This is a genomic window from Actinoplanes sp. NPDC026623 (genome assembly GCF_040638275.1).
In the GTDB taxonomy this organism is placed as follows: domain Bacteria; phylum Actinomycetota; class Actinomycetes; order Mycobacteriales; family Micromonosporaceae; genus Actinoplanes.
In genome coordinates this window covers 1-26,293 of record NZ_JBEZXZ010000124.1, presented here as the reverse complement: position 1 = coordinate 26,293, position 26,293 = coordinate 1, and the positions used below count along the sequence as shown (strand labels likewise).

General features: G+C 70.4%; 22 protein-coding genes. 16 read left to right on the top strand and 6 right to left on the bottom strand.

Translation table 11 applies throughout. The features are described 5' to 3' along the window. Nucleotides 1-5 precede the first annotated feature (5 nt). Complete coding sequence (locus tag AB0F10_RS29705; protein ID WP_360632179.1) at nucleotides 6-506, bottom strand: copper resistance CopC family protein; 501 nt, start codon at nucleotides 504-506, stop codon at nucleotides 6-8. 4 nt (nucleotides 507-510) lie between these two features. Next, nucleotides 511-1,071: a hypothetical protein gene (locus AB0F10_RS29700; protein WP_360632177.1), complete on the bottom strand. Its 561-nt coding sequence runs from the start codon at nucleotides 1,069-1,071 to the stop codon at nucleotides 511-513. A gap of 185 nt (nucleotides 1,072-1,256) precedes the next feature. Between AB0F10_RS29700 and AB0F10_RS29695 the strand changes: the two genes are divergently transcribed. Beyond that, on the top strand, nucleotides 1,257-2,192 hold the full coding sequence (locus AB0F10_RS29695) for a hypothetical protein (RefSeq protein ID WP_360632174.1): 936 nt from the start codon (nucleotides 1,257-1,259) through the stop codon (nucleotides 2,190-2,192). A 20-nt stretch (nucleotides 2,193-2,212) separates the two neighbouring features. Here the strand turns inward: AB0F10_RS29695 and AB0F10_RS29690 are convergent, their stop codons facing one another. Further along, nucleotides 2,213-3,067 (bottom strand): maleylpyruvate isomerase N-terminal domain-containing protein, encoded by an 855-nt coding sequence (locus tag AB0F10_RS29690; RefSeq protein ID WP_360632171.1) that lies wholly within the window; start codon nucleotides 3,065-3,067, stop codon nucleotides 2,213-2,215. Between the two features lie 235 nt (nucleotides 3,068-3,302). On the opposite strand from AB0F10_RS29690, the gene AB0F10_RS29685 reads away from it, so the two are divergent. The 12 genes from AB0F10_RS29685 (at nucleotide 3,303) to AB0F10_RS29630 (ending at nucleotide 18,972) form a co-directional block, all read left to right on the top strand. Next, the gene (locus tag AB0F10_RS29685; protein WP_360632168.1) at nucleotides 3,303-4,289 is read left to right on the top strand and encodes a DUF1702 family protein; all 987 of its coding nucleotides are present in this window, start codon (nucleotides 3,303-3,305) and stop codon (nucleotides 4,287-4,289) included. Between the two features lie 2 nt (nucleotides 4,290-4,291). After that, nucleotides 4,292-10,036, top strand: a complete 5,745-nt coding sequence (locus AB0F10_RS29680; RefSeq protein WP_360632165.1) for a type I polyketide synthase — start codon at nucleotides 4,292-4,294, stop codon at nucleotides 10,034-10,036. A 3-nt stretch (nucleotides 10,037-10,039) separates the two neighbouring features. Continuing rightward, nucleotides 10,040-10,462 (top strand): acyl-CoA thioesterase, encoded by a 423-nt coding sequence (locus AB0F10_RS29675; RefSeq protein ID WP_360632162.1) that lies wholly within the window; start codon nucleotides 10,040-10,042, stop codon nucleotides 10,460-10,462. Between the two features lie 20 nt (nucleotides 10,463-10,482). After that, on the top strand, nucleotides 10,483-10,998 hold the full coding sequence (locus tag AB0F10_RS29670) for a flavin reductase family protein (protein ID WP_360632159.1): 516 nt from the start codon (nucleotides 10,483-10,485) through the stop codon (nucleotides 10,996-10,998). Nucleotides 10,999-11,118: 120 nt separating this feature from the next. After that, nucleotides 11,119-13,080, top strand: coding sequence for a CRTAC1 family protein (locus tag AB0F10_RS29665; RefSeq protein ID WP_360632156.1), 1,962 nt, complete (start codon nucleotides 11,119-11,121; stop codon nucleotides 13,078-13,080). Continuing rightward, nucleotides 13,077-14,096 (top strand): enediyne biosynthesis protein, encoded by a 1,020-nt coding sequence (locus tag AB0F10_RS29660; protein WP_360632153.1) that lies wholly within the window; start codon nucleotides 13,077-13,079, stop codon nucleotides 14,094-14,096. The genes AB0F10_RS29665 and AB0F10_RS29660 overlap by 4 nt, the downstream gene beginning before the upstream one ends. A 23-nt stretch (nucleotides 14,097-14,119) precedes the next feature. Then, nucleotides 14,120-14,911, top strand: coding sequence for a 4'-phosphopantetheinyl transferase superfamily protein (locus tag AB0F10_RS29655; protein ID WP_360632150.1), 792 nt, complete (start codon nucleotides 14,120-14,122; stop codon nucleotides 14,909-14,911). Nucleotides 14,912-14,914: 3 nt separating this feature from the next. Then, the gene (locus AB0F10_RS29650; RefSeq protein WP_360632147.1) at nucleotides 14,915-15,469 is read left to right on the top strand and encodes a peroxidase-related enzyme; all 555 of its coding nucleotides are present in this window, start codon (nucleotides 14,915-14,917) and stop codon (nucleotides 15,467-15,469) included. Between the two features lie 27 nt (nucleotides 15,470-15,496). Further along, nucleotides 15,497-15,943 carry an SCP2 sterol-binding domain-containing protein gene (locus AB0F10_RS29645; protein WP_360632144.1) on the top strand — a complete coding sequence of 149 codons (447 nt, stop codon included), beginning with the start codon at nucleotides 15,497-15,499 and terminating at the stop codon, nucleotides 15,941-15,943. A gap of 9 nt (nucleotides 15,944-15,952) precedes the next feature. After that, nucleotides 15,953-16,519: a DUF5987 family protein gene (locus AB0F10_RS29640; protein WP_360632141.1), complete on the top strand. Its 567-nt coding sequence runs from the start codon at nucleotides 15,953-15,955 to the stop codon at nucleotides 16,517-16,519. Continuing rightward, nucleotides 16,516-18,153, top strand: coding sequence for a GMC family oxidoreductase N-terminal domain-containing protein (locus AB0F10_RS29635; protein ID WP_360632138.1), 1,638 nt, complete (start codon nucleotides 16,516-16,518; stop codon nucleotides 18,151-18,153). The genes AB0F10_RS29640 and AB0F10_RS29635 overlap by 4 nt, the downstream gene beginning before the upstream one ends. A 21-nt stretch (nucleotides 18,154-18,174) precedes the next feature. Then, nucleotides 18,175-18,972, top strand: coding sequence for a TIGR03084 family metal-binding protein (locus AB0F10_RS29630; RefSeq protein ID WP_360632135.1), 798 nt, complete (start codon nucleotides 18,175-18,177; stop codon nucleotides 18,970-18,972). Nucleotides 18,973-19,031: 59 nt separating this feature from the next. Here AB0F10_RS29630 and AB0F10_RS29625 read toward each other — a convergent pair whose 3' ends face one another. Both AB0F10_RS29625 and AB0F10_RS29620 read right to left on the bottom strand, forming a co-directional pair. Continuing rightward, nucleotides 19,032-19,829 carry an AraC family transcriptional regulator gene (locus AB0F10_RS29625; protein WP_360632132.1) on the bottom strand — a complete coding sequence of 266 codons (798 nt, stop codon included), beginning with the start codon at nucleotides 19,827-19,829 and terminating at the stop codon, nucleotides 19,032-19,034. 404 nt (nucleotides 19,830-20,233) lie between these two features. Further along, nucleotides 20,234-21,040 carry an alpha/beta fold hydrolase gene (locus AB0F10_RS29620; protein WP_360632129.1) on the bottom strand — a complete coding sequence of 269 codons (807 nt, stop codon included), beginning with the start codon at nucleotides 21,038-21,040 and terminating at the stop codon, nucleotides 20,234-20,236. 162 nt (nucleotides 21,041-21,202) lie between these two features. On the opposite strand from AB0F10_RS29620, the gene AB0F10_RS29615 reads away from it, so the two are divergent. Beyond that, nucleotides 21,203-22,576 carry an FAD-binding monooxygenase gene (locus AB0F10_RS29615; RefSeq protein ID WP_360632126.1) on the top strand — a complete coding sequence of 458 codons (1,374 nt, stop codon included), beginning with the start codon at nucleotides 21,203-21,205 and terminating at the stop codon, nucleotides 22,574-22,576. Between the two features lie 15 nt (nucleotides 22,577-22,591). Further along, nucleotides 22,592-23,752, top strand: coding sequence for an epoxide hydrolase family protein (locus AB0F10_RS29610; RefSeq protein ID WP_360632123.1), 1,161 nt, complete (start codon nucleotides 22,592-22,594; stop codon nucleotides 23,750-23,752). A gap of 136 nt (nucleotides 23,753-23,888) precedes the next feature. Here the strand turns inward: AB0F10_RS29610 and AB0F10_RS29605 are convergent, their stop codons facing one another. Continuing rightward, entirely contained in the window at nucleotides 23,889-24,314 is a 426-nt protein-coding gene (locus AB0F10_RS29605) for an SgcJ/EcaC family oxidoreductase (RefSeq protein WP_360632120.1), read from the bottom strand. A gap of 253 nt (nucleotides 24,315-24,567) precedes the next feature. Here AB0F10_RS29605 and AB0F10_RS29600 point away from each other — a divergent pair, with 253 nt between their 5' ends. Further along, entirely contained in the window at nucleotides 24,568-26,148 is a 1,581-nt protein-coding gene (locus AB0F10_RS29600; protein ID WP_360632117.1) for a GMC family oxidoreductase N-terminal domain-containing protein, read from the top strand. Nucleotides 26,149-26,293 lie beyond the last annotated feature (145 nt).

The window sequence follows — 26,293 nt, the reverse complement described above, 5'->3', positions numbered from 1 at the left end:
CCGACTCACCCCGTGGCCTCGCCGTTGTGCTGGTTGCGTGGCTGATCGTGGGTGATGTGGAATGGGCCGCCCGCCGCCGGGGCCGGGGGGGCCGGGCCGGCGGGCGCCGCAGCGGCCCGGTCCGCGAGCGACGAGACCCGGAAGCGGCTGCTGCCGGAGAAGGTGCGCCCGTCGTCCAGGACCACGTGATAGGCGAGCACGTAGTCGCCGTCGGCCCGGAGGCTCACCGGCTCGGTGATGGCCGAGCCGGTCACCACCGGAGCGCCCGAGGCCACCAGCCCATCGTAGTCGGAGACTCCGATGTGGATCTGGGCCGGGCGCACCGCCGCGTCGAAGGTTAGGGACACCTGTTGGGGCGGCTCGCGCAAGACCGCGCCGTTGGCCGGACTCACCGATCCGAGGTCGGCGGCATCGCGGCCGCCGGTGACCATCAGCACCCCGATGGCGACGACGATGAGCGCGCCGCCGGCCGCCAGGAATCGCCCCCACCGGGTGGTTCGGGTCATGGCGTCAGGCCAGGGACAGCTCGCGGGCACACGTGCAGGAGGTTGTGGCCCGTTCGGCTTCGGTGGGCCGCAGGTGGAAGTACATGGCGACCACCATCGGGATGAAGACGACGGTGTTGTAGAACAGGTGCAGCTCCACGCGGGGGTAGAAGTGCTGCAAGATGCTGGTCGGCACCGCGGCGCCGAACAGGAAGTGGTGCGTCTGCGCCTGGATCAGCAGCAGCAGGTGCTCGATGTGGTGCCAGAACTGGATCACCAGGGCCACGGTCCACCACGTCCGGGCGCGACCAGCGAATCCGTTGCGCAGGGCGAAGAGGCCGATCAGCATCACTATGGCGTAGCCGTAGTGCAGGGTCTCGGACGAGATGAGCCACGGGTAGAACTGGCCGAGCACGCCGCGCGCCTGGGGCCGCGGCTCGCCCAGGCCCCAGATCTGGAAGGCCTGCACCAGATGTTCGGCCCAGTGCGCCAGGACGACGACCATGAACAGGCCGAGAACAAGACGATGCCCGGCGCCGTTGATCCAACTGACCGAGCGCCGTTCGTTTACCGAGGTCGTGGCCACAAGCCCTCCGTAACAATTGTGGAATGCGCACCTGGTGGCGCCGCATCCAAGATGGGCCGGGGCGCGGCCCGGCGCATCTTCCAAAGTGCTCTGTCGAGCGTCGGCGCGACATTGCGGTGGCACCCGAAATGAGGAGAGCAATTTGGAGCAGCCGGAGGCCCTGAGCCTCACAGACAATCGTGCGCATGACTGTCTATGAACGCAAACGAATGATCTCCCCGCCGGTGACCGAGGTGTCGGTACACAGAGGACGGATTGTCATCGGCAGTGTGATCGCCGGCGTGCTCCTGGCCATTCTGTGGTCGTTCGAGCTGGTCGACCACGTCATCGGCGACAATGTCGCAAACACTCTGCTCGGCCGCGACGCCAAGGCCACCGCCGTCGGTGGCACCGTGGCCGGTCTGGCATTCGCGTTCGTCTCCGGACTGGCCGGTACGTTCACCGCCTGCAACATCGCGATGGCGGCGTCGATCGGCCCGATGAGCCAGGCCAGTGCCGGCTCCTCGACGCGCCGCGGTCTGCGCAGCATGTTGCGGCCGGTCGGCTGGTTGGCCCTCGGCATGGTGGTCGTCTCCGGGGTCTACGGTTTCCTCGGGGTGCTCATCGGCGACCGGTTGCCGCAGCTGTCGACCGCGACTTCCGGCGGCATTCCCGTCCGTCTCTGGCAGTCGATCGTGGTTTTCGGCCTCGTGGGTCTGATCTTCGTTTATCTCGGCCTGGCCGCCCTCGGTCTGGTGCCCGACCCGTTCGCCCAGCGCCCGATCGCCCGCGTGGTCACCCTCGGCGCGCTCGTCGGCGCGTTCCTCATCGGGCGCCCGTACGGGCTGTTCAACAAGCTATTTCACTGGGCTGTCGACAACGGCAACCCGCTCTACGGCGCGGCCGCGTTCATCCTGCAGTCCCTGGGCAACATCGTCATCGTGGCCGCCCTGTTCAGCCTGATCGTGCTGCTCAGCCGGGGGCGGGCCATCGCCTGGCTGGCCGGGAACCCAGCTCGGACCATCGCGGTGACGGGCGCGCTGCTCATCGCCCTGGGCGTCTTCACCTTCGTGTACTGGGACATCCGGTTGCCGGCGATGTTCGGTCACGGCTGGTTCCCGACGATGCCTTACAACCGGTGACGAGCTGAGCGGCAGCGCGGCTACGAATTCGGCATGTGCACGACCCGGAGAAACCCGGGCAGCAGCCAGGGGCGGGGGCCGCCGACGACCACGTCGCGGCGTACGACTGCGGAGAACACGCTGATGCGCCCGAACAGCATGAGGTTGAAGCGCGCGGGGCGGTAGGTGATGCGTGCGTCCGCCGGGGTGCCGGGCGGGGCGATGGTGCACCGGCCGTTCTCCAGCACGACGACCGCCTCCGGGGTGTACGCCGACCGGAAGGCCACCGCGACCCGCCGTGCGGGCTGGCGCACCCCGGTGTCGATAAGGACACCGTGGTCGTGCCGCACCATGTCGATGAAGAAGAGGTGGAAGAACAGGGCGGCATCTGCCTCGGGCATGGGCCACGGCCGGCCGGTGGCTCGGGCGATGTCCCAGCCGTGGATGAGGAGCTCGTTCGTCAGGTGCGCGAGGAGGCCGGCGATGGTGACCGACGCCCCGCCGAGCCAGCGGACGACACCGTCCGGGTCGCTGTGCTCGGTCGCCCGGTGCAGCCGGTCCACGGCTTCCAGGAGTTCGCGGCACAGCACGTCGGCGTCACGCTCGGTCAGGTGGCTGAGCACGAGCACGTTGAGTGCGGAGACGGTGTCCACAGTGGTGTGCTTTAGTGCGGCTTCGACGCCCGGCACCGCTGGTAACGGGACGTCGGGGTCGACCAGCGAGTTGTAGAGCAACGCGATGGACAACACGTGGGCCGCCGTGTCGGACACGCTCCAGGCCTTGGTGGCCAGCGTTCGCGTCGGCGCCGGGCAGGAGCCGACCAATGTGGTGAACCGATGGACAGCCTGGCGTACGGCAGCTCGGGCATCGGGCCAGCGATCTTGTGCGTTCGTCACCGACCCACTTTCACACCGCAGCGGGCCCGGGACATTCCTCCATCGTGCGCGGCTCCGGCATGTGCCGAACGGGACGAGCGGGACAACGCGCCCGCGCCGAACGCGTACCGGAGCCGACCCGGCGGCCCTCGGGCAACACCAAAGAAGACACCTCAGGGACGTCTTGTCAGGCTCAGGGAAACGGCCGAGGGCACCGAGCCCCCAGGCCGACTAGCGGCACAGGAGAAGCCCATCGATGAACGCTCTTCGAGTGATTCGCCGCAAGGTAATGACACCAGACCGATCCGCCACCAGGCTGGATGTCCGCGGATTCCACGTCAAGAGCCCCGCGGCCCGTACGCTCCTGGAGACCATCGGCGGCACGTTCCTCGACGGGTTCGCAATCGCGGCCGAGGCCCGGACGCCGTCCGCGGCCGAGCAGCCGCTGACGACCGTGCCCACCCGGTTCCGCGGCTTCGCCTACGAGGGCGCCGCCATGGCCTTCGCCATCCGCGACGGGCTGCGGCCCGGCGGGCGGAACGTCGAACGCTTCCTGGCCGGCCCCGGCGCCGACCACGTCTACATGGCGTACGTCGGGGTCGGGTGGGCGATGGCGCGGCTTCCCCGGCTGCGATGGCCGGCCCTGTATGCCGCCGATCCGCTGCTGCGGTGGCTGGTGCTCGACGGCTACGGGTTCCATCAGGCCTACTTCCGCACCGAACGCTACGTCTACGACCGCTACGAGGACACCTCGCTGCCCTGGCGCGACGTGTCCTCGCGGGACTACGCGGGACGAGCCATCGACCAGGGCATCGGCCGGGCACTGTGGTTCATCGGCGGCACCGACGTCGAGGTGGTGACCGGCCTGGTCGAGCGCTATCCGCGCCCGCGGTGGGCTGATCTCTACAGCGGCATCGGCCTCGCCGCCACCTACGCCGGCGGCGCCACCGAGGCCGAGCTGAAGGCACTCTGGGACCACGCCGGGACCCATCGGGCACAGCTGGCCCAGGGCGCCGCCTTCGCGGCCGGCGCCCGAGCCCGCGCCAACCTGGTCTGCCCGCACAACGAGACCGCCACGCGGATCTTCTGCGGCCAGCCGGTGGCGCTGGCGCAGAAGGTGACCGACGAGGCGATGACCGACCTGCCGGCCGACGGTGCAGTGCCGGCGTTCGAGGTCTGGCGCCAGCGGATCTCGGAGGCCTATGTCCGGATCGGCCACCTCGCACCAACCGCCACGGAGTGAAGATGACCCGGATCGCGATCGTTGGAATGGCTTGCCGTTACCCCGACGCCGACAACCCACGCGAGCTGTGGGAGAACGCGGTCGCCGGACGGCGCGCGTTCCGGCAGCTGCCGTCGGAACGGATGAACCTCGACGACTACTGGTCGGCCGACCCGGCAGCACCCGACCGCTTCTATGCCCGCATCGCCGCGGTCATCGAGGGTTACGAGTTCGACCGGGTGGCCTTCAAGGTCGCCGGCAGCACCTACCGGTCGACCGACCTGACCCACTGGCTCGCCCTGGACGTGGCGGCGCAGGCGCTGGCCGACGCCGGCTTCCCGGGCGGTGCCGGCCTGCCCCGTGAGCGTACGGCCGTCGTGGTGGGCAACAGCCTCACCGGCGAGTTCTCACGGGCCGGTCAGATGCGGCTGCGCTGGCCGTTCGTCCGGCGTACGGTGGCCGCCGCGCTGCAGCGGGAGGGCTGGGACGACGACCGGGTCGGCGCGTTCCTGGCGGGCCTGGAGGGCACCTACAAGGCCCCCTTCCCCGAGGTGGACGAGGACACCCTGGCCGGCGGCCTGTCCAACACGATCGCCGGCCGGATCTGCAACTACTTCGATCTCAACGGCGGCGGCTTCACCGTCGACGGCGCCTGCTCGTCGTCGCTGCTGTCGGTGGCGACGGCCTGCAACGGCCTGGTCGACGGCACCATCGACGTGGCAGTGGCCGGCGGGGTCGACCTGTCGATCGACCCGTTCGAGTTGATCGGCTTCGCCAAGACCGGAGCGCTGTCCCGCTCCGAGATGAAGGTCTACGACCGCGGCGCGAACGGGTTCTGGCCCGGTGAGGGCTGCGGCATGGTGGTGCTGATGCGCGAGGAGGACGCCCTGCGCAGCAGCCAGCGGGTGATCGCCACGGTGGCCGGCTGGGGCATGTCCTCCGACGGCAAGGGCGGCATGACCCGGCCCGAGCTCAGCGGCTACCGGCTTGCGCTGCAGCGGGCGTACGAGCGGGCCGGTTTCGGGGTGGAGACGGTGGCCTTTTTCGAGGGCCACGGCACCGGCACCCAGGTGGGTGACGCGACCGAGCTGCGGGCGCTGTCGCAGGCACGGCGGGACGCCGGGGCCACCGGGACGCCCGCCGTGGTCGGCTCGGTCAAGGCGATGATCGGCCACACCAAGGCCGCCGCCGGCGTGGCCGGCCTGATCCGGGCGGCGATGGCCGTGCACCACCAGGTCCTGCCGCCCGCCCTGGGCTGCAGCGAACCTCACGAACTGCTCACCGACCCGGACGCCACGCTCCGGGTGCTGCGCCAGGCCGAGGCATGGCCGGCGACCGGTCCGGTCCGGGCCGGGGTGACCGCCATGGGCTTCGGCGGCATCAACACCCACGTCGTGCTGGAGAACACCCAGCGGCGCAGCGGATTCGACGTCCGTACACGGGCGATCGCCGCGGCCATCCAGGACCGCGAGCTGCTGCTGATCGACGCGGCCTCGACCGCCGAGCTGGCGGACCGGCTGCGGCAGCTGGCCGGCTTCGTGCCGGCGATCTCGTACGCCCAGCTCGGCGATCTCGCCGCGGCCCTGCACCGGCAGTTGCGTGACCTGCCCTACCGCGCGGCCGTGGTGGCCCGCTCGCCCGAGGACGCCACCGAGCGCCTGCGGAGCCTCCTGGACAAGGTCGAGGCCGGTGAGACGACCACCTTCAGCGCGGACGGGCAGACGCTGATGGGGCATTTTGCCAAGCGCGGCCAGATCGGCTTCCTCTTCCCGGGCCAGGGCTCCGGCCGGGGCACCAGCGGCGGCGCGATGCGGCGCCGGTTCACCGAGGCGGAGGCCGTGTTCACCAAGGCGGCCCTGCCCACCGGCGGCGACACCGTGGCGACCGAGGTCGCCCAGCCGCGGATCGTCGCCGGGTCGGTCGCCGGGCTTCGGGTCCTCACCGCGCTCGGCCTGCACGCCACGGTGGCCGTCGGACACAGCCTCGGTGAGCTCACGGCCCTGCACTGGGCCGGCGCCATGGACGAGGACGCGCTGCTGCGCCTGGCCGTGCAGCGGGGCCAGGCCATGAGCGAGCACGGCGCGACCGGCACGATGGCCAGGATCAGCGCCTCGGTAGGAGAGGTCGACGAGATCATCGCCGGCACGAACGTGGTCGTCGCCGCGGCAAACAGCCCGCAGCAGACCGTGATCGCCGGGCCTGTCGACGACGTCGAGGTGGCTTGTGCCCGGGCCCGGGACGCCGGCTACGCCGCCGGCCGGCTGCCCGTGTCGCACGCGTTCCATTCACCGCTGGTCGCGAAGGCGGCCGTGGCCTTCGGGGCGACGCTCGACGAGCACTCCTGGGCCCCGCTGACCGGCCGGGTGATGTCCACCGTGACCGGAGAGCTGTTGCCGCCCACCGTCGACATCACCGGGCTGCTGCGTGACCAGATCACCGATCCGGTGCTCTTCCAGCCGGCGATCGCCCTGGCCGGCAAGGAGGTCGACCTGCTGATCGAGGTCGGTCCCGGCCGGGTGCTCTCGGGAGTGGCCGCTGCGGTCGACCTGCGAGCTGTCGCGCTGGACACCGATGACGAGTCGCTGGCCGGCGTGTTGCGGGTGGTCGGGGCGGCGTTCGTGATCGGCGCGGCCGAGGTCGACCCGCGCCTGTTCCACGGCCGGCTGCTCAAACCCCTGGAGGTCGGGGCCCGGCAGTCGTTCTTCGCCAACCCCTGCGAGGCGGCCCCCGCCGTCAGCATCGCCACCCCGGCCGCACCGGCCGGACCGGCGTCCGCAGCCCCGGCCCCGGCCGCACCGGCGACAGCGGATCGCGCGGCTTCGGGCCTGGAACTGCTGCGGCGGCTGGCGGCCGAGCGGGCCGAGTTGCCGCTGGAACTGGTGCGCCCGGACAGCCGATTGCTCGACGACCTGCACCTGAGCTCCATCACCGTGGGCCAGATCGTCAACCAGGTAGCGACCCAGCTCGGCATCCCGGCCGGGCAGGCGCCGGCCAACTTCGCCACGTCGACCGTGCGGGAACTCGCCGACGCCTACGAGGCCATTTCCGCAAACGGCGGCACCCCCGAACCGGCCACACCCGTGGTGCCGGCCGGTGCGGCGCCCTGGGTCCGTCCGTGGTCGGTCGACCTCGACGTCACCGCGATCCCGCCCCGGACGGCCCGGGAATCCGACGGTGAGTGGCAGGTCTTCGCCCCGGACGCCCACCCGTTCGCCCGGGAGCTGGGTGCCGGCCTGGCCCGGGCCGGGGTGGGCGCGGGCGTCCTGGTCTGCCTGCCGCCGGACTGCGCCGAGGACGACCTCGAACTGGCCCTGCGCGGGGCCAAGGTGGCCCTGGCCGGCCCGGCCGACCGGCGGTTCGTCCTGGTCCAGCACGGCCGGGGTGCGGCCGGGCTGGCCAAGACGCTGCACCTGGAGTCGCCGCGGACCCGGGTCACAGTGGTCCACCTGGCCACCGGTGACCAGGCGGTGGCCCGGGTGACGGCCGAGACCGCCGCGACGGAGTCCTTCGCCGAGATGTTCTACGACGCGGAGGGCACCCGCCGGACGCCGGTGCTCCGGGTGCTGCCGTTCGAACCGGCCCGGACCGTGCCGGCGCTGACCGCCACCGACGTCCTGCTGGTCACCGGCGGCGGCAAGGGCATCACTGCCGAGTGCGCCTTGGCGATGGCCCAGGACAGCGGGGCCGGGCTCGCCCTGCTGGGACGGGCCGACCCGGCCCAGGACGCCGAGCTTTCGGCCAACCTCCGGCGGATGGCCCAGGCCGGCGTGACCGTCGAGTACGCACGGGCGGACGTCACCGACCCCCGATCGGTCCAGCGTGCGGTGGACACACTGACCGCGAAGCTCGGCCCGGTCACCGCGGTACTGCATGGCGCCGGGCGCAACGAACCGGCGTCGCTGGTCACCCTCGAGCGGGAAGAGGTCGCCCGTACGCTGGCACCGAAGGTCGGCGGCCTGCGCGCCGTTCTGGCCGCCGTCGATCCGCAGCAGGTACGGCTGCTGGTCACCCTGGGCAGCATCATCGGCCGCGCCGGGCTGCCCGGCGAGGCGCACTACGCCACGGCGAACGAATGGCTGGACGCCGCCACGGCCGAGTACGGCCGGCGGAACCCGAACTGCCGCACGCTCTGTCTCGAGTGGTCGGTGTGGTCGGGGATCGGCATGGGTGAACGGCTGGACGTGGTCGAGAAGCTCGACCGCGACGGGGTCAGCGCCATCCCGCCGGAGCAGGGGATCGCCGTGCTCCGCCGGCTGCTGGCCGACCCGGACAGCCCGGGGACCGTGGTGATCAGCGGCCGGGTCCACGGCATCGGCACGATGTGTTACGACGAGCCGGAGCTGCCGCTGCTGCGCTTCGTCGCTCGCCCGCTGGTGCGTTTCCATGGGGTGGAGCTGATCTGCGAGGTCGAGCTGAGCGCGGGAACCGATCTGTACCTGGCCGATCACCTGCTCGACGGCAACCAGCTCTTCCCGGCAGTCTTCGGCATGGAGGCCATGGCGCAGGTCGCGGCGGCGGTCATCGGTGCGGCTCACGCGCCCGTCGTGACCGGCGCCGAGTTCCTCCGGCCGATCGTCGTGCCGGTGCACGGCAGCACCCGGATCCGGGTCGCGGCCGTGGTCACCGGTCCGGGCACCGTCGAGGTCGTGCTGCACAGCGAGGAGACCGGGTTCAGCGCCGACCACTTCCGGGCCCGGGTGTCCTTCGAGGCGACGACGCCGGCGGCGGGAGCACCCGAGCAGACCGAACCGGGGCTGCCCGAGGTCCCGCTCGATCCGGCGACCGATCTCTACGGACCCGTCCTGTTCCAGGGACGCCGGTTCCAGCGGCTCCGGACGTATCACCGGGCTGCGGCCCGCGACGTGGACGCCACAGTGGTCGCCGACGCCTCGACCGACTGGTTCGCCGGCTTCCTGCCGCCCACGCTGCTGCTCGGTGATCCGGGCGTACGGGACGCGATGATGCACGGCAACCAGGTCTGCGTGCCCGACGCGACGTTGCTCCCACAGGGGATCGAGCGGATCGTGCCGGCCGGCGCGGCCATGTTCGACGCCGGACCGCTCCGATTCCGGGCGACCGAGCGCTCGCGGGACGGGGACACCTACGTCTACGACATCGCGCTGCGCGACCCGGCCGGCACCGTCGTCGAACGCTGGGAGGGTCTGCGGCTGCGTGCCGTCCGCAAGCTCGACGGCTCGGGGCCCTGGCATCCGGTCCTGCTCGGGTGCTACCTGGAGCGGGCCGTGCAGGACGTGCTGGGGTCTGCGGTCGCGGTAGCGGTCGAGCCCGCGCCGGGCGGGCCGGACCCGTCGACCACCACCGTCGCGGTCGGCCGGGCGCTCGGCGCACCGGTGAAGGTTCGCTACACCAAGGACGGCCGGCCCCGGGTCTCAGGGGGTCAGCACGTATCGGCCAGCTCGGCGGCGGGTGTCGCCCTCTGCGTCTCGGCCGCGGTTCCCGTCGGCTGCGCGGTCTTCTCGGTGGCCCACCGGACCGCGGAGGAGTGGGCCGAGCACCTGGGCCCGCGGCTGGAGGTGGCACACCTGGTCGCCCGGGTGGCCGGGGAACCCCTCGATGCCGCGGCCACACGGGTGCAGGCCGCCGGGAGCTGCCGGCCCGACGCCGGCGAGTGGCGTGTGATCACGGCGGAACCGGCCGGCTGGGTCGTGCTCGGGTGCGATGACCAGCGGGTGGCCACCCTCGTCACCCGGCTGTCCGGCGCGCCGGACCAGGCCGCCATGGCCATTCTCAGCGAAGGGCGTGAATAGGCAGTGGAGAAGTACTACGAGTACCGGCACACGGTGGGTTTCGAGGAAACCAACATGGTGGGCAACGTCTACTACGTCAATTATCTGCGATGGCAGGGCCGGTGCCGGGAGATGTTCCTCAAGGACCGGGCACCGGCGGTCCTGGAGGATCTCCAACAGGACCTGAAACTGTTCACCCTCAAGGTCGACTGCGAATTTTTCGCGGAGCTCACCGCGTTCGACGAGCTCTTCATCCGGATGCGGCTGACCGAGCTGGCGCAGACCCAGGTGCAGTTCGGTTTCGACTACGTGCGGCTGGACGAGGGCGGGGAGACGCTGGTCGCCCGCGGCAACCAACGGGTCGCCTGCATGCGCGGACCCAACACCCGGACGACTCCGGCCCGCGTGCCGGAGGCGCTGGCCAAGGCGTTGCAGCCCTATACCTAGCAGAGCTCCCGGAGGCGGATGTGGAAAGGCTTCAGGCGGCTCAGGACGCCGTCCAGGAGAGGGCGGCGCTGCGCGGGGTGTTCGGTGCCTTCGCCACCGGGGTCACGGTGGTGACGGCGGGCGGAGAGATCCCGCACGGCATGACCGCCAACTCCTTCACCGCAGTCTCCCTCGACCCACCGCTCATCCTGATCTGCGTCGGGCGGGACGCCCTCATGCACGACGTCCTGAACCGGCAAACCACGTTCGCCGTGTCCATCCTGGCTGCCGACCAGGCCCAGGTGGCGCGGTACTTCGCGGACAAACGACGGCCGGTGGGCCGGGACCAGTTCGACGCCGTGGCATGGTCCCTCGGCGCCTACAGCGGTGCGCCGCTGATCGACGGGTCGCTGGCCCACCTCGAATGCGAGCTGGAGCACCGCCACGAGGCCGGTGACCACACGATCTACGTCGGCCGGTTGCTGTCATTGTGGCGCCGTCCCGGCGACGACGCGCTGCTGTTCCTCAACGGCCAGTTCCTGCACAGCGACTGCTAGCGCCATCGAGCATTGCGCGAGAAGAAGCAATCGGGTGCGGAATCCACGATTTGTTCGGCAGAAATAACTGCCCCCCGTCCGGCGTCGAAGGACGCCGATTCGTCGAGATGAGAGGATCCAATGCGATCAAGCCCAGTCGCGGTGGTCCGCAGACTCGCTCCAGCGCTCTTCGTCATCGTCCTGGCCACCACGCTGTTCGTGGTGGCGCAGCGGCCCTCGGTCTCCGCGGCCGACGCGGCCGCCCTGGCCGGGAAGTTCCGGTTCACGGAGATGCAGATAGCCCTGCCGGACAACCTTCCGACCAAATCCGTCCGGGTGGTCAACCCGCGGTACGAGCACATAAAGTCGTGGATCTCGTCGGTCGGCGCCGCCATCTCCCTGAACGACCTGAACGGTCAGGGCGTGGCCAACGACCTGTGCCTGGTGGACACGCGGTCCGACGCGGCCATCGTCACTCCGGCCCCGGCCGGCGGCGAGACCTATCAACCGTTCGTGCTGAACCCCGCCCCGCTCCCGATGAACCACTTCATCGCGCCGATGGGCTGCGTCCCGGGTGACTACAACGGTGACGGTTGGGCCGACCTGCTGGTCTACTACTGGGGTCGTACCCCGGTGGTGTTCCTGCACCGCGGCAGGCCGGGGCCGCTGAGCCTCGCCAGCTACCAGCCCACCGAGCTGATCGCGCCCTCCGCCGGACCCGGTGGCACGTACCAGGGCAAGCAGTGGAACACCAATGCCGTCGCGGTCGCGGACTTCGACGGTGACGGGCACGCCGATCTCGGCGTGTTCAACTACTTCCCGGACAGTGGCGTGCTCGACCCCGACGGGCAGCCCAACGTGCAGATGAACCACTCCATGTCCCGGGCGACCAACGCCGGTGGTGCGCACCTGCTGCGCTGGACGGGGGCGACCGCGTCCTCGGTGTCGTTCCAGGAGGAGCCGGCCATCGACCCGCGCTATTCCACCGGCTGGACGCTGGGTGCCAGCTCGGCCGACCTGGACGGCGACCTGTTGCCCGAGCTCTACCTGGCCAACGACTTCGGTCAGGACCGCATGTTCCACAACCGGTCGACCCCTGGTGACATCAGGTTCGAACTGGTGGAGGGAAAGCGCGACGCAGTCACGCCTAAGTCCCTGGTGGTCGGGCACGACTCGTTCAAGGGCATGGCCATCGAGTTCGGCGACCTGACCGGCGACGGCGAGTTCGACGCGTTCGTCAGCGATATCACCACCTCCTGGGGTCTGGAGGAAAGCAACCTGGTGTGGGTGAACACCGAGAGCAGCCCGGCCGGTGCCCGGGCGAAGCTCGAGAAGGGCGTCGCGCCGTTCCGCAATGAGGCCGCGGACTTCAACATGGCCTGGACCGGCTGGGGCTGGGACGCCAAGATGGCCGACTTCGACAACAGCGGCCAGCTGGCCGTCGTGCAGGCCTGCGGGTTCGTCAAGGGCACCATCAACCGGTTCAACTGGCTGCAGGAACTGGCCATGAGCAACGACCTGCTGCTGGAGAACCCGGACATGTGGCCCAAAGCCCAGCCGGGTGACGACATCGCCGGGCACGAACCCACGGCGTTCTGGGTGCGCGACGGCAGTGGCCGCTACACGAACCTCAGCGCCCAACTCGGGCTGGACGATCCGACCCCGACGCGGGGCGTGGCGGTCGCCGACACCGACGGCGACGGCGGGCAGGAGTTCGCCATCGCCCGCCAGTGGGGCCCGCCGGCTTTCTACCGCAACACGGCCACCGGTCGCGGTGACTTCCTGGGCTTGCGCCTCTACCGGCCGGCCACCGCCGGTGCCCCGGGCGGGCCGATCGGCACCCCCGCCTACGGCGCCAAGGTACTGGTGACCATGGCCGACGGCAGCCGACAGATCGCCCAGCTCGACGGCGGCGGCGGCCACTCCGGCAAGCGGAGCTTCGATGTGTTTTTCGGTCTGGGTGACTCGGGTGCGCAACCGGTGTCCGCCCAGATCAGCTGGCGGGACCTCGGCGGCGCCGCCCACGTGCAGACGATTGACCTGGCCGCCGGCTGGCACGACCTGATGCTGACCGACCAGGTCAAGGAGGTAGCAGCGAAATGACGGCGACCGACAGCGTCCCCACCACCAGCACCCTTTCACCGCCCGGCTGGGAAGCGCCGGTTCCGCCGGTACTGCAGGCCGTGGCGAACCAGCGGGCCAACCGGCCGCCCCGCGTGGACGGCCGGGACCCGCGTTACCTGGCGCTCCGCAACTTCGCCATCTCCATGAGCGTCTTCAACATCCTGGGCTACACCGTTCTCGGCTTCGAGCAGCCCTGGGCCTGGCCCTTCTTCGCCCTGTCCATCGGCCTGGGCCTGGAGATGATGATTGGGCTGATCACGGCCTGGGCCACCCGGAGCATGCCCGCCTTCGCCGGGTACGGCGCCTGGGGCGTCTACACCTACCTCCTACCGGCCTACATCACCACGCTCGCGGTCAACATGCTGCTCTACGCGAACGACCAGTTCTGGCCGATCGCCCTCGCCGTGGTGATCGGGGTCGGCCAGAAGGCGGTCCTCATCGCGCCGATCAAGGGTCGGTGGCGGCACTTCATGAATCCGTCGAACTTCGGCATCGCCGCGACCCTCGTCCTGTTCTCCTGGGTCAACATCGCCCCGCCTTACCACTTCACCGAACACGTGCCCGACGTGTTCCGGATCATGATCCCGGTTGTCCTGCTGACCGCCGGCACGGTCCTGAACGCCGTCCTGACCAAGAAGGTGCCGCTGATCCTGGGCTGGCTCGGTGCGTTCGTGATCCAGGCTCTGCTCCGGTGGTGGGGCTGGGACGTCGCCCTGTACGCCGCCCTGCTGCCGATGACCGGCGTGGCGTTCCTGCTCTTCACCAACTACATGGTGACCGACCCCGGCACCACCCCGACCCGGCCGCGGGACCAGTTCATGTTCGGCATGAGCGTGGGTGTCGTCTACGGCGTGCTGATGCTCTTCAACGTCGTGTACACGCTCTTCTTCGCGACGGCCCTGGTCTGTCTGGGCCGCGGCGCCATGTGGTGGCTGAAGTGGGCCCGGGAACGGCGCCGGGCGGCGGTCGCCCCGGCGGCGTCCCAACCGGCGTGACGGTTGCGGTCACCAACTGTCGTGTGTGGTGGATCGATCCGGCGGAAGCTCCCGGCTGGTGCGAGCAACTGCTCAGCGAGCCGGAACAGGCCCGCGCCGGATCGTTCCACCACCGCGCGGCGCGGCGGCAGTTCACGTCGGCCACAGCGCTGCTCAAAGTCGTGGTGGCCGCCGCGACCGGTGGCGATCCCTTCGAGGTCAGGCTGCGCCGGGAGTGCCCGGACTGCCGGCGGCTGCACGGGCGCCCCGAGGTGGTGGGGGGCACGCCGAACGTTTCTCTCTCGCATTCCGGGGACCGGGTGGCGGTCGCCCTGTGCGCGGACGGGCCGGTCGGAGTGGACGTCGAGCGAGTGGACCCCGGGGTCGACGTGGACGGCATGTTGCCGTTCGTGCTCGACGGCGCCGAACGTGCGGCGTTCGCCGAGGTGCACGGCCGGCCGGCCCGGCTGCGGGCCTTCTTCGCCTGCTGGACGCGCAAGGAGTCGGTGCTGAAGGCGACCGGCGACGGGCTGCGGATCCCGATGGCGGACGTGACGTTGGGACCCCCGTGGGACCGGCCCCGGCTGACCGGCTTCACCCACCGTCCCGGCCTGGTGCGGACGGCGCAGCTCGTGGATCTGCATCCCGGACCGGGCTACGCCGGAGCGGTCACGGTGGTGTCCGCCCGGCCGATCCGGGTCGTCGAGCTGGACGGCCTGGACGCGTTCGCCGCCGCAGCCGGGGAAACGGCACGGCGGAAGTGGACCGGCCGCGGCGGGCATGCCACGGTCGGGAGCAACGGCGTCGGTGTCACCGACGCCCATCGAGGAGGGTGAACCATGGCGCACATCGATCTGGGAGTCGACGAGTCCCAGTTCCCGGGAGTGACAGGGCTCATGGCCTTCCGGCCGGAGACCGCACGGCCGCTGAACCAGCTGGCCAACGTGCTGCTGGTCGAGCCGAACTCCCTGTCCCGCGGCGACCGCGAACTGATCGCGGCCTACGTGTCCGGCCTCAATGAGTGCAACTTCTGCCGCGACTCGCACTCGGCCTTCGCGGCGGCTCAGTTGCCGGGCGGTGCGCACCTGGTGGCCGAGGTGCGCGCGAACCCGGAAACGGCCTCGATCTCGGGGCGGATGAAGGCCCTGCTGCCGATCGCCGCAGCCGTGCAGCAGGGCGGGAGGACGGTGACCCCGGCGCTGGTGAACCGGGCCAAGGCGGCCGGAGCGACCGATGTCGAGATCCACGACACGGTCCTGATCGCCGCGGCGTTCTGCATGTTCAACCGCTACGTCGACGGGCTCGGAACCCTGACCGTCGAGGACAGCACCCGGTTTGACGGGATGGCGCAGCAGATCGTCGCGGCCGGCTACGGCACGGCACCGGCAGCCTGAGCCCGCCGGCCGACAGGAGAACGCCCGATGAGCCCAATCGACACAAGTCCGTTGCACGACCGCCTCGCGTTCGCCCGGCAGGTCAAGGCCGCCTCCGACCGCGAGTTGTTGGACCTGATGCGGTCGCCCCGCCGGGCATCGATCATGCACGACATCGTCGCCGACCTGCCGGCGGTCTTCCTGGCCGACCGGGCCGGGGATCTCGATGCCGTGGTGCACTGGAAGGTGACCGGGCGCCCCGACGGCGGCACCGACACGCTGGAGCTGGTCATCACGCGGGGAAAACTCGCGGTGGCGCCGGAACCGGCCCGCACGCCGCGGCTCACGCTGACCCTCGGACCGGTCGACTTCCTGAAAATGGTCACCGGCAACGCCAACCCGAAGATGCTGTTCCTGCGGGGCCGCATGAAGGCTCGCGGCGATCTGGGCCTCACCACGCGGTTCCCCAGCCTGTTCGACACGCCCCGGCCGTAAGGGAAGCCCGTGCAAGATTCTGACGGTCTGACGATCGACCAACTGCTGACCCTCGAGGCGTACGCCGACACCATCATCCCCGGCGAGAAGCGGGGCCCGGCCGATCGGGCGATCGCCGGCGCATCGACCGGGGGTGGCGCAGTCGCCTCCGGAGCCGTGGAACTGATGCTCTCCCCGGAGGGCGGGCTGGCCGGCACCCTGGACAGCCTGGCCGAGGGCCTGAACGAGCACGCGCGCGAATACACCACCCGGAGCGGCTTCGAGCCCGAGCCGGATGTGCCGCCCTTCGTGGCGCTGGACTTCACCGACCGGATCGCCCTGGCCCAGCAGCTGCTGGCCCCGGGGCATCCGGAGCAGGAGTTGTGGGTCGCGCTGGCCATGTTCAGCGCCATGGCCTGGGACACCGGTGCCCACCTGCATACGAGCGACGCCCTGGCGGCGGGCCATCCGGGTCTGACCTCGATGGGTTTCCTGCCGCCCGAGCCGGACGGCGTTTGGCGTTTCCCCCGCTTTTCCTACGGCCGTGCCCTCGCCGCGATCCACCCGCGGACGACCTCGAGAGGAGATCCGCATTGACAGCCTACGAAAAGACCGACGTCGTGGTCATCGGGAGTGGTTTCGGCGGGGCGATTCCCGCGTACCACCTGGCGGCCGGCGGCGCTTCGGTCGTCGTTCTTGAACGGGGACCGTGGCTGGCCGCCGACGAGTTCGAGCACGACTTCAAGTTCGGTTCGTCGTCGACCCGGGTGTTCGAGTTCACCATGGGCGACGGGATGAACGTGCTGGGCGGCAACTGCGTCGGTGGCGGCAGCGTCGTCTACTTCGCGGCAATGCCCCGCGCCCCGCGCTTCGTGTTCGAGCGGCAGGGCAGCCTCGGCCGGCGGATGTGGCCCGAGTCCATCACCCGTGAGTCCCTGGAGCCCTGGTACGACCGGGTCGCCCAGGCTCTGCCCATCACGCGGGGCGGCTGGGAGGACGTCACGTACGCCGGTGGGGTGTTCGCCGCGGCCTGCGACCACGCCGGCCGCACGGCCAATCCGGTCGCCGCCGCGATCGACACGGACCTGTGCACCAACTGCAACTGGATGATGTCCGGCTGCAAGTTCGACGCGAAGCGATCGCTGCTGCTCAACTACCTGCCGGCGGCCGTCGACCACGGCGCCCGGATCCGGCCCCTGCATGAGGTGCAGCGCATCGAGCGGACTGCCGGGGGCGACTTCCTGGTGCATTACACAGTGCTCGACCCGGTCGACTACCGGGTGGAGGTCGGCGCCGGGGTCATCGAGGCCAGCGTGGTCGTGGTCGCGGCCGGCGCTGCCGCGACCCCGGTCATCCTGCAGCGCTCGGAGGAGACCCTCGGGGCGATGCCGCCCGCGGTCGGGCGCTATTTTTCCGGCAACGGCGAACGGCTCAACACGGCTGTCCTCAACGAGGACCGGGTCCGCGAGGTGCTGGGCCTGGACCGGGGCGACGGCCTGGCCTACGCCGCGAACCAGATCGGCCGGGGACCGTCGGCCGCAAGCTGGGACCGGCTCGACGGTTCGCTGCCCGAATTCAGCCGCTACTCGCTGGAACAGCTCTACTTTCCGCCGGGCTTCGGCACGATTCTCGCGCAGGCTCCCGACGCACACGGGCCCAGCTGGTTCGGACTTGAGAAGAAGGAGATCCTGCGGCGCTGGCAGTCGTGGCTAACCATCTTCATCATGTCCGAGGACGACAACGAGGGCGTCTTCGGTCCACCGCCGCCGAGCGGCAACGCCGATCGTATTTCCATGCAGATGCTCAGCCGGGGCAACCTGCGGTACGAGCCGACCGCCAACACCCGGCACGGGTGGGCCCTGGCCGACGCGGACATCCGCGACATCATGGAGCGCGACGGCCTGTCTCGGGTGATGCCCTGGACCAACGAGGTCATCGGGGCGTACACCGTGCATCCGCTGGCGTCGTGCCGCATGGGCGACGACCCGGAGACCTCGGCCCTGGACGACACGAACGAGCTGCGCGATCACCCCGGGATCTTCGTGACCGACGGCTCCGCCGTGCCCGGGGCGTTGACGGTCAACCCGGCGTTTACCATCGCCGCCATCGCCGAGCGGGCCGTGCCGAACATCGTCCGGGCCGCCCGGGCCCGCGGCGTCCCGGTGCGTTATCTCGGCTCGCTGCCGCCGGCGGCGCGGACCAGCCGGCCAGTGACAGTCACCTCGGCTTAGGCGAACCATCGGGAGGAACCCATGTCGAATCAGTCCAACGTCTACGACGACCTGATCGCCGACGGCGATGATGTCGAGGCTCTGGTGCACGGCTTGAGCCCGGCCCAGTGGTCCACGCCCACCCCGGCCCCGGGCTGGACGGTCAAACACCAGATTGCCCACCTGGCCTTCGTGTCGCACCTGGCCGCCCTGTCGGCCGGCGATCCGGCGGCCTTCGCCGACCGCGTGGCCGGTGCGAAGCGTGACTTCCAGGGTGCGGTGGACGCGGCCCTGCCCCCGTACCTGAAGCTGCCCGCCGACGCGCTGGTGGACAAGTGGCGGCAGGAGCGCAACACCGCGGCTAAAGCGCTTGCCGCCGTGGACCCGACGGCCACCGTTCCTTGGCTGGTCACGCCGTTGCCGCCGACGGTTCTGGCCGCGGCCGGCATGATGGAGCTGTTCGGTCACGGCCAGGACATCGCCGACGCGCTCGGGCGCACCCGGCCGCTGACCGACCGGATCGGCCACCTGGCCTGGTTCGGCTTCCGCACCCGCGACTTCGGCTACCACGCGCACGGGCTGACGCCGCCGGCTGAGGAGTTCCGGGTCGAGCTGACCGGCCCCTCGGGCGTGGTCTGGGAGTTCGGGCCGGCAGACGCGACCCAGCGGGTGACGGGACCGGCCGAGGACTTCGCGTTGCTGGTCAGCCGTCGCCGGCACCGCGCCGACCTGGGGCTGACCGCCGAAGGTGCGGAGGCCGACCGCTGGCTCGACATTGCACAGGCCTACCGCGGTCCGGCCGGAGCCGGACGCCGGCCCGGGCAGTTCGCCCGGCGCTGAGCCCTGCAGAGGTCCGCCTCCGCGAACACCCGGAAGGGTCGCGGAGGCGGACCTCTCTGCTATCCGCGTCCCAGCGCCGGCTCGGCACGGCGGCCCAATTCGGACCGGCCCGGGTGGCCAAGACCCTGCGCCTCCAGGTCGGGGATCGCGTAGAGGATGGGCAGGTCCGTCATGCGCCGGGGCCGCAACGCGATGCCGACAATGCTGGTGGACCGGTCGGTCACGGTGACCGGATCGACGTCACCCAAAAGCAGGGTGCGCCGGGTCCACGGCTCGGGGTCGGCGCTGTCCGCTGTGGCCACCGCCCTGATGAACCACTGGCCGCTGGAGACCTCGGGCAGGCAGTAGCGCGCCTTCGTGCCGGCCTTCGCCTCGACGACGGTCCACGACGCCGGCTGGCGCTGGATGATCGGCGTCTCGAAGGCTCCGATATAGACAGCGGCAGAGGCGTAGCCGGGCGGCAGGCTGACGGTTCCGGTGACGGTGCCGGTCTCCGGCGCCGGCCGGCTCTCGGGCTTCGGTGTCACCCGCATGCCCTCCACCCACATGCGCCGAAACCGGCTGGGGGACGCGCCCACGCTGTCGGTGAAGTGGTTCGTGAACGAACCCAGGCTGTTGTAGCCGACCGCCAGGGAGATGTCCGTGACGCTCAGCGAGGTCGTGGCCAGCAGCCGCTTGGCCTGGTAGATGCGGACCGCGGAGAGGTATCTCCCCGGGGAGACGCGGGTCGTGGCGCGAAAAACCCGGGAGAAGTGGAACCGGCTGAGGATGGCACTCTTCGCGATCTCGTCGAGTGACAGCGGCTCGCTGTAGTCCTCCCAGATGCGCGCTATTGCATTCCTGATAGCACTGTTCACTTGGGCCTCCGTGATTGGACCAAAACGATCTGTTAACACTCTGCCTTGGCCGGCTTGGGAGGCGATCGTGCGGCGGGTGGGGCCTCGGTCGAGTCTTGCTCGAGTCCTCCGGCGCGATGCCGGGGAGCAAACCTGCGAGCTGCCGGGCCGCTGACGCACGATGATGATCATGATGAGTCGGGCGGGTGGGCGAGGAGTCGGGCGACCCCCGGGAGTCACTAATTTGTTCCTGCGACCGGTGGTCTCGCCCGAAGGTGGCAAGCAGCACGCGGCCCTGGTCGTGGCCCGGCGTCGCCTGCCCATGGTGCGGATCGAGAGGCTCGTCATTCGGCGGTGACTTCAACTACGACAGCGATATTCCCGTCGAGGTCGCCGGCGCCGCCGGCGCCGGACGGTCGCATCCGTCAGGCGATCGACGACTGACTCGGCGCGACACGCGCGGTGACGATCTCCGCCAGCTCGGGTGTGACAGCGCCTACCGGCTGCGGTGGCAGTTCCCGGACCAGGTAGGTGTTCTCGTTGCGGCCGGGCACCGTGACTTGCGAGGGAGAGTCGGACAACACCGTCACCGCCGCTTGACCGGCGGCGCGCCGGATCTGCCGATCGTTGCGGCCGGCCAGCAGAAACGCCAACCACGCGCGGTACCACACGATCAGGTCCGAGAAGGCTCCCGCGGAGCTGCTGACGCCGCGGCTGGCCGCCAGCGCTGTCACTTCGTCGAGCAGGATCTGTGCCATGGCCGAGACGACCAGCTCGGGGTCGTCGTTCAGGTCGGGCGCCGGGCGGGCAGCGGGCCCGAACTTGGCGAGGAACTCGTCGAACTTCACCGTCACGTGCTCGTCACCGGGCCACGTCGGGTTCACCAGGACGGCGGTGACCGCACGATCGTGCGCCAGCAGGCCCGCGACGTGCAGGGCCAGCGGCGCGGCACTGCAGTGTCCGATGACGATGACCCGGCCGTGCTGCGCGCCGGACTCCCGGAACTCGTCCGCGCAGGCCGCCGCCAGCTCGGGTAGCGGCACATACCAGCGCTCGCCGGACAGCACGCCGATGGGGTCGATCTGGAACACGGCCCGGCCCTGGATGCGCTCGCTGAGCATGTCGCTCAGGCGCGGTGACATGGACATCGCCTGGAAGTCGGCTACCAGGATCGGATCGGTGTCGCCGGAGCTAAGCCGCCGGAGGATCCGCTCGTCGCCTGAATGCTTCATGCCATCATCCTTTTCCGCCGCCGCCCGGCGAGGCACCTCCATGCTTGCGGCCGCGCTTGTTCCCGCAGCACAGCGGAAGGTGCCCGGCCCGTCGCGGTCACCGATGCTGGCTTTGGCCCCGGCTCTGTCGGAGCTCACGGCCCCAGAGGAGGAAAGATCGCGATGCCTGAGCAGCTCGTACCCCGCGCTGTGGTGCTCGGCGGCAGCCTGGCCGGCCTGCTTGCCGCCGACGTTCTCGCCGAGATCTACCCCGATGTCCTGGTGGTGGACCGCGATGAGCTGGCGGGAGTGATGGGTCCCCGGCGTGGCGTCCCGCACGGCCGCCATGCCCACGGCCTGGTCGCCCGCGGCCAGCAGATTCTGGAGAAGCAGTTCCCCGGCCTCCTGACGGACCTGGAAGCCGCCGGCATCCGGCCGGGCGATTTCAGCGGCGACATCCGCTGGTACTTCAACGGCATGCTGCTGCGCCCGGCCCGGACCGGTCTACTCTCGGTGCCCTGCACCCGGCCGGTCATCGAGCGGGTCGTCCGCAGCAGGGTGCAGAAGGTCAGCCGCATCCGGTTCCTCGAGCAGCACGACATCGTCGGGCTGGAGACCACGGCCGACAAGGGGCGGGTCACCGGCGTCCGCGTGCAGCGCCATGACGGAGGATCGGGCGTCGAGGTCCTGCCCGCCGACCTGGTGATCGACACCACCGGCCGGGGTTCACGGACGCCGGCCTGGCTCGAGGAGCTTGGCTACTCCCGGCCGGCCGAGGACAAGGTGAAGGTCGACCTCGCCTACACCACGCGCCACTTCCGGGTGTCGCGCGATCCCTTCGGCAGAGACATCGCCGTCATCGCGGCGGCGACCCCGTCGCATCCGCGCGGTGCCCTCTACTACCGGCAACCCGGGGACGACGGCCTGGTCGAGCTGTCGCTCACCGGTGTGCTCGGCGACTATCCGCCGACCGACCCCGACGGTTTCCTCGAGTTCGTCCGCTCCGTGCCGGTGCCGGAGATCTACGAGTCCGTCCGCGCCGCCGAGCCGGTCGACGACGCGGTGATGTTCCGCTTCCCGGCCAGCGTTCGCCGTCGTTACGAGCAGTTGTCCCGTTTTCCGGACGGCCTGCTGGTCATGGGTGACGCGGTGTGCAGCTTCAACCCCGTGTACGCGCAGGGCATGGCCGTCGCTGCCATCGAGTCCCAGATCCTCGCCGCTCAGCTCCGGAAGACCGCGGTGCCGCGGCCGCAGGAGTTCTTCCAGAAGATCGCCCGGGAGATCGACTCGCCGTGGGACTTCGCGGCGATCGCGGACCTCGGCTACCCGGGGGTCGAGGGCACCCGGACCGCCAAGGTCCGCATGATCAACGCCTACATCGCCCGGCTCCAGCGAGCGGCGGTCCACGATGCGAGCCTCACCAACGCCTTCATGCGGGTCGCGGGTCTCATCGACGAGCCGGCGGCTCTGCTTCGTCCCGGCCGGGTGCTCCGGACGCTCCGGCAATCCGGACGACTGGCACCGGCCCCCGCACCGCTCGTAGCGGCAAGAGACTGACCCGGAGGTATCGAGATGCGCCCGTTCCGCGTTGAGTTCCCACAGTCCGATCTGGACGACCTAAAACGCAGGATCGACAGCACCCGCTGGCCGGACGAGATGCCCGGCGTCGGCTGGGACCGCGGGGTGCCGCTGGGGTACCTCAAGGAGCTGGCCGGCTACTGGCGGACCGAATTCAACTGGCGGGCGGTCGAGGCCCGGCTGAACGAGTTCCCGCAGTACCTGACCGAGATCGATGGCACGAGCGTCCACTTCATGCACATCAGATCCCCGGAGGCCGGAGCGTTGCCGCTGATCCTGACGCACGGCTGGCCGGGCACCGTGGCCGAGTTCCTGGACGTGATCGGGCCACTGACCGATCCCGCCGCGCACGGCGGTGACCCGGCCGACGCCTTCCACCTGGTCATCCCCTCGATCCCCGGGTACGCGTTCTCCGGCCCGACCGGCCAGGTGGGCTGGGACACCGACCGGGTGGCCCGGGCCTGGATGGAACTGATGCGCCGCCTGGGCTACGACCGTTACGCCGTCCAGGGCGGTGACTGGGGCTCGCCGATCTCCCTGCGACTGGGCCTGGCCGACCCCGCCAACGTCGCCGGCGTGCATCTCAACATGTGCGTCACGTTCCCCCCACCCGATCCGGCGGCGATGGCCGACCTGGACGAGGCGGACCTGGCGCGGCTGGGCTTCGCCGCCCGGTTCGCGCAGGACGGAATGGGGTGGCAGAAGATCCAGTCCACGCGCCCGCAAACGCTGTCCTATGCCCTGACGGACTCGCCCGTGGGCCAGCTCGCGTGGATCGCCGAGAAGTACAAGGAATGGACCGACTCGGACAAGGTGCCCGAGGACGCCCTGAGCCGCGATCACCTTCTGACCGCTGTCACGATCTACTGGCTGACGGCGACGGCCGGATCCAGCGCCCAGCTGTACTACGAGTCCACCCATCTGGACGACGACTTCGTCCGGACCTGGGCCGGGCCGTGGCCCCTCACGATGCCGGTCGGAGTCGCGTCGTTCCCCAAGGACGCGGTGCGGCCGGTGCGCCGCTTCGCCGAGGGGATCCTTCCGACCCTCAGCCACTGGACGGAGTTCGACCGCGGTGGTCACTTCCCGGCGCTCGAACAGCCGGAGCTGCTGGTCGATGACATCCGTACGTTCGCTCGCTCGCTCTCACGCTGATTTCGACGACAACCCGAGCCGCCAGCACCGCGCGAGTCCGCGCGGTGCTGGTTGCCTTACCGCCGGCGGCGGAGACGCGAAAGGCGACCGACGCTGCTGTGAGTGTCGGTCGCCCGTGACGCCGGTGGAGAGCGGCTCAATCACGCGGGCAGTTCTGGTAGACGGCGAGCTGCCACCGGCCCTCGCGCTTGACCAGGATCCAGGAGGCCCTGATGGCGCTCGCGTCCGACAGCTCGGTCGCGCCGGCGGCCAGGACACCGCCGGTGGTCAGCAGCGCCACGGCGCCGTCGGCGAGCGGCTTGATGTCGATCGGGGAGCCGGTGACCCGCGTTTCCTGGTACGGCCCGGCAAACGCGGCCGTCATGAACTCGCGGATCGCGTCGCGGCCCTTCTGGTAGACGCCCGGAAGGATCATCGTCCCGTCCGGCGTGAAGAGGTCGGCGAAGGCCTCGGCGTCGTGTGCGGCCCAGGCCTTGATCATGCGGGCGGGAATGAAGGCGATCTCCGCCTGTTCGGCGCTGGAGACGACCGGTGCGGCGGCTGCGGAGGTGTTCGTTGGCATGCTGCTCTCGCTTTCGTCAGAATCGATGGGACTGCTGCTCATCGGCTCGGTTCCGGGCTTGCTGATCGGTCAAGAGGTCCATGCTCACCGGAAGCCTATTGACGGCACCGGGTCTGCTCATCTCGTAACGTGCCGGTCCTGCCGTGCCGTGCCGCGGGAAGCAACCGGAGAGGTGCGGCAGCACCGGCCCGCGGGAAATCCTCGACTTTGGACCGGACGCCCGTCCCGCGATGAAGGTGGAGGAGAACCCCGAATGTACGACTATGTGATCATCGGCGGCGGCTCGGCGGGATGTGTGCTTGCGGCACGGCTCAGCGAGGACCCCGACGTGACGGTCTGCCTGATCGAGGCCGGCCCGGCGGACGACTCGCCGAACATCCATGTGCCGGCCGGCGCCCCGAAGCTCTTCCGGACGCAGCTTGACTGGGACTACGACAGCCACCAGGAACCGTTCTGCAACGATCGCCGGATCTACCTGCCGCGCGGCCGGGTGCTGGGCGGCACGAGCTCGATCAACGGCATGATCTACACCCGGGGCAACCGCCTGGACTACGACTCGTGGGAGCAGCCGGGCTGGAGCTTCGACGAGCTGTTGCCGTACTTCGTGCGGGCCGAGGACAACGAGCGCGGCGCCTCCGAGTTCCACGGCGCGGGCGGGCCGCTGTCGGTCAGCGAGAACCGGTCCCGCAACCCGATGTCGGATGCCTTCATCGCGGCCGCGCTCGAGGCCGGCCACTCGGCCACCGACGATTTCAACGGCCCGTCCCAGGACGGTTTCGGGTACTACCAGGTCACGCAGCGCGACGGGATGCGCTGCAGCAGCGCTGTCGCGTATCTGGATCCGGCCCGGGAGCGTCCGAACCTGACGATCGAGACCGGCATGCAGGTGCACCGGATCCTTACGGAGAACGGCCGGGTCACCGGCGTCTCCGGCGGGCGGGCGGGCGTCGAGGTCATGATCCGGGCCGAGCGCGAGGTGATCCTCAGCGCCGGCGCGTACAACACGCCGCAGCTGCTGATGCTGTCCGGCATCGGCCCGGCCGACCTGCTCACCGCGCTGGGCATCCCTGTGGTGGTCGACCAGCCGCTGGTCGGCCAGAACCTGCAGGACCACCCGCAGTTCTGGCTGGTCTACGCGCATTCCCAGCCGGTGAGCCTGCTCGCCGCGGGAGAAGAGCGCTATCAACAGCAGTACGCGCAGCACCACTCCGGACCGCTGTCATCCAACGGACCCGAGGCCGGCGGCTTCCTCCGCTCGCGCCCCGATCTGTCGGCGCCCGACCTGCAGTTCGTCTCCCTGCCGGTGATGTACGTCGACGGCGGGCTCGGCTTCCCCAGCCACCACGCCATCTCGTTCGGGGCGTACGTGCTGCAACCACGCAGCCGGGGCAGCGTGACACTCGCCGGTGACGACCCTACGGCCAAGCCGCGGATCACCCACAACTACTACGCCGACGAGGCCGACCTGCGGATCGCGACCGAGGGCGTGCGGGCCGCGCTGAGCATCGCCGGGCAGCGGGCCCTCTCCCGCTTCACCGAGCAGCCGAAGAGTGTCCCGGCCTCGGAGTCCGACGCCGACATCCGTGACTTCCTCCTGCGCAACACGCAGTCGTCCTACCACGCGGCCGGCACGTGCGCCATGGGCCTGGTGACGGACGCGGAGCTGCGGGTGCTCGGAACCGACGGTCTGCGGGTGGCCGACACCTCGGTGATGCCGCGCCTCATCAGCGGCAACACCAACGCGCCGACGATTGCGATCGCGGAGAAGGCCGCCGATCTGATCCGCGGCCTGGCACCGCTGCCCCAAACCGCGGCTGTCGCAGTCAGCGGTTGACCGGCGGCGCTGCGCGCTCCGGCACCGCGACAACAAACACCTCGCCAGGCGGCTCACGGAGCTGTCCCGAGGAGCACGGCCGGCGGAAAATCCCGGCCGTCGGTGCGGCGGCCCGCCGCGGTTCCCGACCGGGGACCGCGGCGGG

Bases quoted from the DNA above. Each gene is read 5' to 3' on its own strand.
- AB0F10_RS29705 (WP_360632179.1), bottom strand. From the start codon at position 506: ATGACCCGAACCACCCGGTGGGGGCGATTCCTGGCGGCCGGCGGCGCG.
- AB0F10_RS29695 (WP_360632174.1), top strand. From the start codon at position 1,257: ATGACTGTCTATGAACGCAAACGAATGATCTCCCCGCCGGTGACCGAG.
- AB0F10_RS29685 (WP_360632168.1), top strand. From the start codon at position 3,303: ATGAACGCTCTTCGAGTGATTCGCCGCAAGGTAATGACACCAGACCGA.
- AB0F10_RS29680 (WP_360632165.1), top strand. From the start codon at position 4,292: ATGACCCGGATCGCGATCGTTGGAATGGCTTGCCGTTACCCCGACGCC.
- AB0F10_RS29665 (WP_360632156.1), top strand. From the start codon at position 11,119: ATGCGATCAAGCCCAGTCGCGGTGGTCCGCAGACTCGCTCCAGCGCTC.
- AB0F10_RS29660 (WP_360632153.1), top strand. From the start codon at position 13,077: ATGACGGCGACCGACAGCGTCCCCACCACCAGCACCCTTTCACCGCCC.
- AB0F10_RS29650 (WP_360632147.1), top strand. From the start codon at position 14,915: ATGGCGCACATCGATCTGGGAGTCGACGAGTCCCAGTTCCCGGGAGTG.
- AB0F10_RS29645 (WP_360632144.1), top strand. From the start codon at position 15,497: ATGAGCCCAATCGACACAAGTCCGTTGCACGACCGCCTCGCGTTCGCC.
- AB0F10_RS29630 (WP_360632135.1), top strand. From the start codon at position 18,175: ATGTCGAATCAGTCCAACGTCTACGACGACCTGATCGCCGACGGCGAT.
- AB0F10_RS29620 (WP_360632129.1), bottom strand. From the start codon at position 21,040: ATGAAGCATTCAGGCGACGAGCGGATCCTCCGGCGGCTTAGCTCCGGC.
- AB0F10_RS29615 (WP_360632126.1), top strand. From the start codon at position 21,203: ATGCCTGAGCAGCTCGTACCCCGCGCTGTGGTGCTCGGCGGCAGCCTG.
- AB0F10_RS29610 (WP_360632123.1), top strand. From the start codon at position 22,592: ATGCGCCCGTTCCGCGTTGAGTTCCCACAGTCCGATCTGGACGACCTA.
- AB0F10_RS29605 (WP_360632120.1), bottom strand. From the start codon at position 24,314: ATGCCAACGAACACCTCCGCAGCCGCCGCACCGGTCGTCTCCAGCGCC.
- AB0F10_RS29600 (WP_360632117.1), top strand. From the start codon at position 24,568: ATGTACGACTATGTGATCATCGGCGGCGGCTCGGCGGGATGTGTGCTT.